This window comes from Kitasatospora sp. MBT63 (assembly GCF_000710465.2).
In the GTDB taxonomy this organism is placed as follows: domain Bacteria; phylum Actinomycetota; class Actinomycetes; order Streptomycetales; family Streptomycetaceae; genus Kitasatospora.
Map to the genome: position 1 here is coordinate 48,373 of NZ_JAIZ01000741.1, position 9,709 is coordinate 58,081.

The following is a 9,709-nucleotide window of genomic DNA, read 5'->3' on the forward strand; positions in this document are numbered from 1 at the left end:
GGACCCCAGGTCCGCACCGTCCACCGCGGCAGGGCCCCGATCCCGGCTGGAGCCCCACCATGACCGCCGCCCTGTTCGTCGTCACCGGCGCCACCCACTGGACCCTGGCCGACGGTACCGCCCACCCCACCGGCTACTGGGCGGAGGAGCTTGCCGAGCCCCACCGGATCTTCCGCGCGGCGGGTTTCGAGATCACCATCGCGACCCCGGGCGGCGTGCCCGCCACCGTCGACCGGGCCAGTCTCGCCCCCGAGGCCAACGGCGGTGCCGAGCAGGCCGGCCGGATCACCGCGTACCTCGACTCGATCGGCGCCGAACTCGACCACCCGGCGGACCTCGCGGCCGTCGACCCCGACGCGTTCGACCTGGTCTTCTACCCCGGCGGCCACGGCCCGATGGAGGACCTGGCCGTCGACGCCGACTCCGGGCGGATCCTGACCCGCACGCTGGACTCGGGCCGGCCCCTGGGCGTGGTGTGCCACGCGCCCGCCGCCCTGCTGGCCGCCCGCCGGGAGGACGGCGAGTGGCCGTTCGCCGGATACCGGATGACCGCCTTCACCAACGCCGAGGAGCACGCCGTCGGTCTCGCCGCGGGCGCCCGCTGGCTGGTCCAGGACCGGCTGACCGAGCTGGGCGCCGACTTCGCCGAGGCCGAGCCGTTCACCCCGCACACCGTGGTCGACCGCAACCTCTACACCGGCCAGAACCCGGGATCCTCGGCCGAGTTGGCACACACCCTGGTCCGGGCGGTGTCGACCGACCCGGCCACCGTGGTCGCCCGGCTGCGGGGCTCCTTCGACACCGGCCGCACCAGGCCGCTCGCCTGGCGGCTGGCCCAGCTGCAGGCGCTGCGGGCCCTGCTCACCGAGCAGTCCGAGGTGTTCCTGGCCGCTCTCCACGCCGACCTCGGGAAGAACGCCAAGGAGGCCTACCGCGCCGAGGTCGGCTTCACCCTGAACGAGCTCGACCACACCGTCGCGAACCTGGAGGAGTGGCTGACGCCGAGGCCCGCCGCCGTCCCCGCGCCCTTCCTCCCCGCCGAGGCACGGGTGGTCCGCGACCCGCTCGGCGTCGTCCTGGTCATCGCGCCGTGGAACTACCCGCTGCAGCTCGCGCTCGCCCCGGTGGTGGGGGCGCTCGCCGCGGGGAACACCGTCCTGGTCAAGCCCAGCGAGCTCGCGCCCGCCACCTCCGCGGCGCTGGCCCGGCTGATCCCCCGTTACCTCGACCGCGAGAGCGTCGCCGTGCTGGAGGGCGCCGTCGAGGAGACCACCGCCCTACTGGGGCAGCGCTTCGACCACATCTTCTACACCGGCAACGGCACGGTCGGCCGGATCGTCATGGCGGCCGCCGCCAAGCACCTCACGCCCGTCACCCTGGAGCTCGGCGGCAAGAGCCCGGTCGTGGTCGAGCCCGGCGTCGACCTGGCCCACACCGCCCGGCTGATCGCCCGCGGCAAGTTCCAGAACGCCGGCCAGACCTGCGTCGCCCCGGACTACGTGCTCGCCATCGGCGACACCGCGGCCGCGCTGGAGCCCGAACTGGTGACCGCCGTCCACGAGCTGTACGGCGAGGACCCCGCGGCCAGCCCGGTCTACGGACGGGTCGTCAACGAGCGCCACCACGACCGCCTCACCGCGCTGCTCGGCGACGGCCGGCTGGTCACCGGCGGCGAGGGCGACCGCGACCGGCGCTACCTCGCACCCACCGTCCTCGCCGACGTCTCCCCCGAGGCGCCGGTGATGCGCGAGGAGATCTTCGGCCCGGTGCTCCCGATCATCCAGGTCCCCGACCTCGACGCGGCCATCGCCTTCATCAACGAGCGCGACAAGCCGCTGGCGCTGTACGCCTTCACCGGGTCGGAGCGGACCAAGCAGCGGCTCGCCCGCGAGACCTCCTCCGGCGGCCTGGTCTTCGGCCTGCTGCTGTCCCACCTGGCCGTGCCCGAGCTGCCGTTCGGCGGCGTGGGTGAGAGCGGCATGGGCCGCTACCACGGCGAGTACTCCCTCGACACCTTCAGCCACGCCAAGGCCGTCCTCGACAAGCCGCTCGGCTGAAGCCGAACCGGCCGCACCGCCCCCTGCATCACCGACGCATCACCGACACCACCGTCCCCGGCCCCGGCTCCACCCGCGGGCCGGGGGGCACACCCCCGGAAGGCACCACCATGACTTCAGCAACCCGCCCCGCCGGCCCGGGCCGGGTCGACCACCGGGCGGCCGTCGCGGCCCAGACCGAGCGGTTCGCCGCCGCGGTACGCGACGCCGACCCGGCCACCCCGGTCCCGACCTGCCCCGGCTGGACGCTGGCCGACCTGGTCCGGCACGCCGGCAGCGTGCAGCGCTGGTTCGCCGTGCTGCTGCGGCAGCGGGTCCAGCAGCCGCCCACCAGCCGCGAGGTCGACCTCCGGCTGCCGGAGGCGGCGTCCGGCTATCCGGACTGGCTGCTCGACAGCGCGGCCGAGGCCGCCGACGCCTTCGCCGCCGGGGACCCGGACGAGCCGATGTGGGCCTGGGGCGCCGACCAGCACGCCCGCTTCTGGGTACGGCGGATGCTGTTCGAGACGCTCGTGCACCGGGTCGACGCCGAACTCGCCCTGGGCCTGCCGGCCACCGTCGACCATGACCTGGCGGTCGACGGCGTGGACGAGTTCCTGGTCAACCTGCCGTTCGCCGCGGTCTTCGCACCAGGCACGGCGCAGCTGCGCGGCGCGGACCGGACCATCCGTTTCGGCTGCACCGACGGCGGGGACGAGTGGCTGGTCCGTCTGCGGCCGGACGGCTTCGGGGTCGACCCCGACGGGGCCGGGGCCACGGCCGACGCCACGGTCCTCGGCACCGCTGCCGACCTGCTGCTGCTCCTCTACGGCCGCCTCGACCGCACCGCGGGCGGCTTCGAACTGGCCGGGGACCAGGAGCTGCTGGCGCACTGGTTCGCCAACTCCGCGTTCTGAGAAGGAACTTCGGGCGGTCCGCCGCACGGCCGGGGGCGGCCTGCCCGGCCGCGCGGCGGGTCGGGGTCCGGGCGTGCCGGTGAGGTGCGGTGCGCCCGGGTTCGGTGTTAAGTGGTCCCCTGTACCCATGTGCCCCTGTGCCGCCGACGGAGGCGGCCGGGCGCACCCGACCGGGCACCGCCGACCACCGACCTGGAGAGAACATGACCACCCTCGCGCCGGTTGCACTGGTCACGGGCGCCAACCGCGGCCTCGGCCTGGCCACCGCCCGCCGGCTCGCCGAACTCGGCCACACCGTCCTGCTGTGCGCGCGGCGCCCGGAGGACGCCGAGCGGGCCGCCGAAAGCCTCGTCGGGCTGCCGGGCGCGGTGCTGCCCCGCCGGCTGGACGTGGACGACCTCGACGGCATCCGCGCGCTCGCCAGGTCGGTGGAGACGGAACCGGGCCGGCTGGACGTCCTCGTCAACAACGCGGCCATCAACTACGACACTGCCGAGCGGGCCTGCGACGTCGACCTGGACGAGGTCCGCCGGACGCTGGAGACCAACCTGTTCGGCGCCTGGGCGATGGTCCAGGCGTTCCTGCCGCTGCTGCGCCGCTCCCCGGCCGCGCGGGTGGTCAACGTCTCCAGCGAGTCGGGGTCGCTGGCGTCGATGTCGGGCGGGACACCGGCCTACGGCATCTCCAAGGCGGCCCTCAACGCGCTCACCCGCAAGCTCGCCGACGAGCTGCGCGGGGAGCGGATCCTCGTCAACGCGGTCTGTCCGGGCTGGCTCGCCACCGACATGGGCGGCCCGGGCGGCGGGCCGGTCGAGCAGGGCGCCGCCGGCGTGGTCCGGGCGGCGACCCTGCCGGACTCCGGGCCCACCGGCGGCTTCTTCCGCGACGGCCGCCCGCTGCCCTGGTGACCGCCACCGCGCGGGCGGTCCCGCGTGGTCGCGGTCCGGGGCGGTGTCACATCACCGGGCCGCCGTAGAAGGGGCCGTAGTAGCCGGCGTACTTCTCCTGGTAGCCGAGGTCCGCCTCGAGCTGGAACGGGTCGAACTCCGGCCCGTGCTTGATCTCGTCCTTGGTGCGGTCGACGTGGACCTTCCGCTCGTCCTCGTCGACCCGCAGGACGACGCCGGCCGGCAGCAGGACCAGCCGGCCAAGGATCCACGGCCCGGTGTCGACCACCAGGTAGCGGGCGCCGACCTCCTCGGAGAGCCGGTCCACCTTGCCGAGGTGGCCGTCGGTGGCCTCGACGTGGTAGCCGACCAGGTCGGTCCCGGAGATGTGGCCGGAGGTCGAGCGGAACTCCCAGATCCCGGTGTCGCTGCTCATGGACTGCTCCTCCCGTCGGGGGCGCGGTGCCGGATCGTCGGCGGTGCGCCGTGCAGGGCTCGGCTGCCCCGGAACCCGAGGTTCATGCCTGCCGGTCCCCACCGGGGCCGCCGCGGGCACTAGTCCCGTGATTGGCCCAGGAATTGACGGTCCGAATGTCCCGTGCGGCGGGCCATTCGACCCGATAGAGTCATGATCATGAAGACCACGGAGAACCCCGAGACCCAGTCCGTCCAGCCCGCCCAGCCCGCCCAGCCCGCTCAGCCGGTCCTGACCCGTCGGGCCGAGGCCGAGACCTGTGCCGACCCGAGCAGTGTGATGTCCCTGCTGGCCGACTCGGCCGGCACCGGCGGCGCCTTCACCAGCTACCGGTCGAGCTTCGCCAAGGGTGCCGTCGGCGCGCCCGCGCACTTCCACACCCGGGCCTGGGAGTTGTTCTTCGTGCTCGGGGGGTCGCTGCAGGTGCTGCTCGGCGAGGAGGTGACGGTGCTGCACGAGGGCGACTTCCTGGCGGTGCCGCCGCACACGCCGCACGCCTTCGCGGCCGCGCCCGGCTGCGAGGCCGACGTGCTGTTCGTGTTCACGCCGGGGATGGCCCGGTTCGACTACCTGCGGCTGCTCGGCCGGGTGATGCGCGGGGAGGCGGACCCGAAGGAGATCGCCGAGTCGGCGGAGCGCTTCGACAACCACTACGTCGACAGCCCGGCGTGGCGGGCCGCACTGGAGGCGTCCGCATGATCGACCCCGCCGCGCCGGTCCGGGTGGCCCGCCCTTCGCGGGACCTGGCCGCCGCCGAACGCTTCTACGTCGACGGCCTCGGGCTGAAGGTGCTGTGGCGGACCACCGAGCGGGTGCCGGGCGAGCACGACCTGCTGATGGTCGGTCCGCCCGGCGGTGCCTGGCACTTCGAGCTCACCCGTGACCCGGAGCGCCCGCTCGAGCCCACCCCCACGGTCGACGACCTGTTCGTGGTCTACCTCGGCGCGCCGGCCGAGGAGGCGCTGGTGGAGCGGCTGGTCGCCTGCGGCGGCACCCGCACCCCGGCCCACAACCCGTACTGGGACGAGTACGGCGTGACCGTCGCCGATCCGGACGGCTACCGCATGGTGCTCTGCTCGCGCACCTGGAACCCCTGAGCCGGGGCGGGCCCACCGGCCCGCGCGGCGGCGGCAGGCCACCTGTCAGGTTACCTGTCGGTACGTCAACGGAGCTTCCCGCCGCCGCGCTCCGCCCCAGCTCAGCCGCCCCCGGCCAGGGTCCGGCACCGCCAGATGTCCAGACAGGTCGGGGACCACACCTCGTCATTCACCGGCCACCTCCCGCCTCACTGACCGCCATGTCGGCCCCCTAGACATAACGGGTCTGGACTGAAAAGACCGACGCCCCGCCAGTGAACGAGGAGTCACCCCGATGAAGCCGAGCCCCGAGCTCTCCCGCCGCACCCTGCTGGGTGGTGCGGCCGCCGCCGCAGTGCTCTCCGCCCTCCCGCTGACCGTGCAGCAGGCCCTGGCCGCGCCGGCCAAGCCGGGCACCCTGGCGGACATCGAACACGTCGTCATCTTCATGCAGGAGAACCGCGCGTTCGACCACTACTTCGGCACCCTGCCGGGCGTGCGCGGCTTCGGCGACCGGGCGGCGGTCCGCGGCGTCAACGGCCGTTCGGTCTTCCACCAGCCCGACCCCTCCCGCAAGGAGGGCCACCTGCTGCCGTTCCCCATGAACGCCGCGCACACCAACGCGTACCAGCAGGGCGCGCCGTCCTTCGACTTCATCGCCTCGATGAGCGCCTGGAACGACGGTCTCGCCGACGGCTCGGTGACCCGCCGCTCCTCCGGCTGGCTCGGCCAGGGCTACTACGAGCCCGCCGACATGCCGTTCTACAACGCGCTGGCCTCGGTCTTCACCACCTGCGACGCCTACCACGCCTCGGTGCAGTGCAACACCAACACCAACCGCGAGCACCTGATGACGGGCACCAGCGGCGGCACCGTCCGCGACACCCCGGTGACCGACAACTCGGAGCCCGCGGCGGGCTTCGAGTGGACCACCTACGCGGAGCGGCTGGAGCAGGCCGGCGTCAGCTGGCGCACCTACCAGGCGCTGGACAACTTCGACGACAACGCGCTGGCCTGGTTCACCGCCTTCCACCGGGCCGAGCCGGGCGAGCCGCTGTACGAGCGCGGCCTCAAGCAGGTCGGCGACCCGGCGAAGAAGGGCGACCCGTTCGCGATGGGCGACGCGCTGGTGGACGCCTTCACCGCCGACATCAAGGCCGACCGGCTCCCCCAGGTGTCCTTCCTGGTCGCCCCGGCCGCGCTCTCCGAGCACGCCAACTACGCCCCGCCGAACGGCGAGCACCTGACCGCCCGGCTGCTGGCCGCGCTGGCGGCCGAGCCGGAGGTGTGGGCGAAGACCGTCTTCATCCTCAACTACGACGAGCACGGCGGCTTCTTCGACCACCTGCTGCCCCCGGTGCCGCCGCTGGCCACCGGCCGCGGCAAGTCCTCCGTCCCGGTCGACGGCGAGGTGGTGGTCCGGGTCTCCAAGGGCACCAGCACGTACCACCGGGTGGTGGACCAGGACGGCCGCTACCGGATCCGCAACGCCGACGGCACCCTCGGCTGGGCCGCGAGCCTGCCGGCCGGGGAGAAGGTGGTCTCCGGGCCGTACCCGATGGGCCTGGGCGTGCGGGTGCCGATGATCGTGGTCTCGCCGTGGACCCGCGGCGGCGTGGTCGACTCCACCGTCTACGACCACACCTCGGTGATCAAGTTCCTGGAGAAGCGCTTCGGCGTGCAGGAGCCCAACATCAGCGCCTGGCGGCGGGCCGTCACCGGCGACCTGACCTCCGTCTTCGACTTCTCCGGGCAGGACCCGGCGTGGCCGCAGCTGCCCGACACCAGCGGCAACCGCAAGAAGGTCGACGACACCGGCAAGCTGCCCGCCCCGACCGTCCCGAGCCCGCAGTCGCTGCCCCGCCAGCAGCGCGGCACCCGCACCGCCCGCCCGACCCCGTACGCGCTGCGCGTCACGCCGCTGGTCAACAAGGGCGTGGTCACCCTCGAGATGATCAACCACGGCCGGCAGGCCGGCGTGCTGGCCGTCTACCCCGAGCCCGGCACCGCGCCGCGCCACTACACCGTCGCCGCCAAGGACCTGATCCGTGACACCTGGACGGCCGGCGACGCCGGGTACGACCTGCGGGTGCACGGCCCCAACGGCTACCTGTGGCACTTCCGCGGCGACGCGGCCGCCAGCTTCGAGGCACACGTCGCCGAGGACCTGACCGGCCGGGTGCTGGAGGTCGGCCTGACCAACCGCACCCGTACCGCCCAGGTCTTCGTGATCGCCGACCTGGCGTACGGCGGCGGCCGCCGGGAGGTGCGGGTCGAGGCCCGTTCCAGCGCCTCGGTCGACGTCACGGTCAACCGCGAGAGCTGGTACGACATCACCGTCGGGGTCCAGGGCGACCTGTTCTTCCGCCGCCGCTACGCCGGCCGGCTCTCCGGCGGCAGCCAGAACGTCACCGACCCGGCGATGGGCCTGCCCGACGCGCTCACCCTGGACGTGGCGCTGAAGTCCGCGTCGACCACCATCGACGAGGCCGTACTGGTGCCCGGCCGGGCCGCCCGGGTCGCCGCCGTGTTCACCGCCGCCGACGCGCTGGCCGGCCTGGAGGCCGCGCCCGTCGTCCCGGCCGGCTGGACCGTCGTACCGGTCACCGCGCCGCCCACCGCGCTCCCGGCCGGCGCCACCGCGACCGCCGAGTGGGAGGTCACCCCGCCCACCGCACTGCCGGGCGCCGGTCCGTACCGGATCCTGGTCACCGCCCGCGCGGTGGCCGGCGAGCGGTACGTGGTCGCCGACGGCGAGGTGGCGGCCCGGACCGCCCCGTCGATGGCCGGCCACCTGCTCGGCGAGGACTTCGAGTCGCTGGCGGGTGCGCTTCAACCGGTCGGCCAGGTGCTCGGCTGGACGGCACAGGCGCCGACCGGCTGGTCGGTGGTCAACGCCCCCGGCATGCCGCAGGGCACCGCCCGCCTCCAGGGCTGGACCTTCCACACCAAGCGCGCCTGGTCCACCCCGGCCGGGCAGGACCGCGGCAACTTCACCCGGGGCCTGGGCATCCTCGCCGTCGCCGACCCGGACGACTGGGACGACACCGGCGCGCCGTCCGCCAAGGGCCGCTTCGACTCGACCCTGGTCTCCCCCGCCGTCCCCGTCCCGGCCGGCACCGGCACGCTGTACCTGGCGTTCGACTCGCACTACCGGCAGGAGGCACCGCAGAAGGCCACCGTCACGGCGGTGTTCGACACCGGCGCCGAGACCCGGCTGCTCTCGTACAGCAGCGACGCCACCGGCAACGACAACGCCGGTGCCGACGTCCAGAACGCCTTCGTCACCCGGCAGTTCGCCGTACCGGCCGGCACCACCGCGGTGACCCTGAAGTTCCGGATGTTCGACGCCGGCAACAACTGGTACTGGGCGGTGGACCACATCCGCCTGGACAGCAAGCCGATCACGGCCTGATCCGCACCCGCGCGCCGCAGGGCGGGAGCCCCCGGGGGGCCCGCCCTGCGGCGCGCCCCCTTCCGCCGCTTGAATGTCATGAACACGCCACCCTCGCGCCCCTTCCCGGCCAACAACGGGCCGCGGGGGCGGCCGCATCCCCGTCCGACGGGCGCCGGCCCCCCGGCCGCCGGACAATGCTGCAAAGCCGGGGAATCGAGTGGCCGAGGACCGGACGGCCACCCCCGGACGACCAGGTGCGGAGGCAGAGGCCGATGCAGTCAGCACCGTTCGAGAGCTGGGCCACGGACTGGGCCCGGCAGGCCCGGGGGATCCCGCGCGGGCAGGTCGCCGCCGGGCTGCTGATCGACCTCGTGGCAGATCCGCGGCAGCACCTCGCCCGTACCGCCGCCTTCCCGGTCACCGCCGCGGCCGCCGCCCTGCGCATCGCGCCGGACCTCCTGCGGGCGGCCCTGACGGACCTGTCCGACGCCGGACTGCTCACCTGGATCTGCCACGACCTGGGCGCCCCCGAAGGCGAGGTCGCCGTGGTCACGCTGACCGTCCCGGAACCCGTAGAGACCCGGAGGACCAGGCCGTGACCGCCCAGCAGCCCGCCGCCGCCCGCCCGTCCCTCCCCGGCGACGGCGGGGCCGCCGGGCCCGCCGAGGCCGCCGGCGCCACCCCCGAGGAGCGCGACGCCGTCCAGCTGGTCGCCACCCGCCTCAAGCGCGCCCACCCCACCGCCGACCCGTCCCGCGTCGACGCGGTCGTCGCGACCGCCTACGGCGAACTCAGCGACGCCAGGGTGCGGACCTTCATCCCCATCCTGGTCGAGCGCCGCGCCCTGACCCTGCTGACCACCCCGCCGCCGGCCCTCTAGCCCCGGCCGCTCCACCGGCGGACGGCCCCCCCGGGCACCCC

At 74.3% G+C, this 9,709-nt stretch carries 9 protein-coding genes and 1 pseudogene; 9 read left to right on the top strand and 1 reads right to left on the bottom strand.

Going from position 1 to position 9,709, the window contains the following annotated elements; all coding sequences use genetic code 11:
* Positions 1-59: 59 nt before the first annotated feature.
* From AA75_RS52975 to AA75_RS38585, 4 genes and pseudogenes are all read left to right on the top strand, one after another.
* Positions 60-752 (top strand): annotated as a pseudogene (locus tag AA75_RS52975) (type 1 glutamine amidotransferase domain-containing protein); the annotation flags it as partial.
* The gene (locus AA75_RS38575; RefSeq protein WP_304441515.1) at positions 750-2,057 is read left to right on the top strand and encodes an aldehyde dehydrogenase family protein; all 1,308 of its coding nucleotides are present in this window, start codon (positions 750-752) and stop codon (positions 2,055-2,057) included. The pseudogene AA75_RS52975 and the gene AA75_RS38575, both read left to right, overlap by 3 nt.
* 110 nt (positions 2,058-2,167) lie before the next feature.
* Entirely contained in the window at positions 2,168-2,953 is a 786-nt protein-coding gene (locus tag AA75_RS38580) for a maleylpyruvate isomerase family mycothiol-dependent enzyme (RefSeq protein ID WP_033825106.1), read from the top strand.
* A 203-nt stretch (positions 2,954-3,156) separates the two neighbouring features.
* Complete coding sequence (locus AA75_RS38585) at positions 3,157-3,861, top strand: SDR family oxidoreductase (protein ID WP_033825107.1); 705 nt, start codon at positions 3,157-3,159, stop codon at positions 3,859-3,861.
* A gap of 46 nt (positions 3,862-3,907) precedes the next feature.
* On the opposite strand, the gene AA75_RS38590 is transcribed toward AA75_RS38585, so the two are convergent.
* Entirely contained in the window at positions 3,908-4,276 is a 369-nt protein-coding gene (locus tag AA75_RS38590; protein ID WP_033825108.1) for a PRC-barrel domain-containing protein, read from the bottom strand.
* Positions 4,277-4,468: 192 nt separating this feature from the next.
* Here AA75_RS38590 and AA75_RS38595 point away from each other — a divergent pair, with 192 nt between their 5' ends.
* The 5 genes from AA75_RS38595 (at position 4,469) to AA75_RS38615 (ending at position 9,668) form a co-directional block, all read left to right on the top strand.
* Positions 4,469-5,014: a cupin domain-containing protein gene (locus AA75_RS38595; protein WP_033825109.1), complete on the top strand. Its 546-nt coding sequence runs from the start codon at positions 4,469-4,471 to the stop codon at positions 5,012-5,014.
* Positions 5,011-5,412, top strand: coding sequence for a VOC family protein (locus AA75_RS38600; protein WP_033825110.1), 402 nt, complete (start codon positions 5,011-5,013; stop codon positions 5,410-5,412). Before AA75_RS38595 ends, AA75_RS38600 begins: the two co-directional genes overlap by 4 nt.
* A 274-nt stretch (positions 5,413-5,686) precedes the next feature.
* Positions 5,687-8,806, top strand: a complete 3,120-nt coding sequence (locus tag AA75_RS38605) for a phosphocholine-specific phospholipase C (protein ID WP_051814146.1) — start codon at positions 5,687-5,689, stop codon at positions 8,804-8,806.
* A 254-nt stretch (positions 8,807-9,060) separates the two neighbouring features.
* The gene (locus AA75_RS38610) at positions 9,061-9,387 is read left to right on the top strand and encodes a hypothetical protein (RefSeq protein ID WP_033825111.1); all 327 of its coding nucleotides are present in this window, start codon (positions 9,061-9,063) and stop codon (positions 9,385-9,387) included.
* Complete coding sequence (locus tag AA75_RS38615) at positions 9,384-9,668, top strand: three-helix bundle dimerization domain-containing protein (RefSeq protein ID WP_033825112.1); 285 nt, start codon at positions 9,384-9,386, stop codon at positions 9,666-9,668. Before AA75_RS38610 ends, AA75_RS38615 begins: the two co-directional genes overlap by 4 nt.
* Positions 9,669-9,709 lie beyond the last annotated feature (41 nt).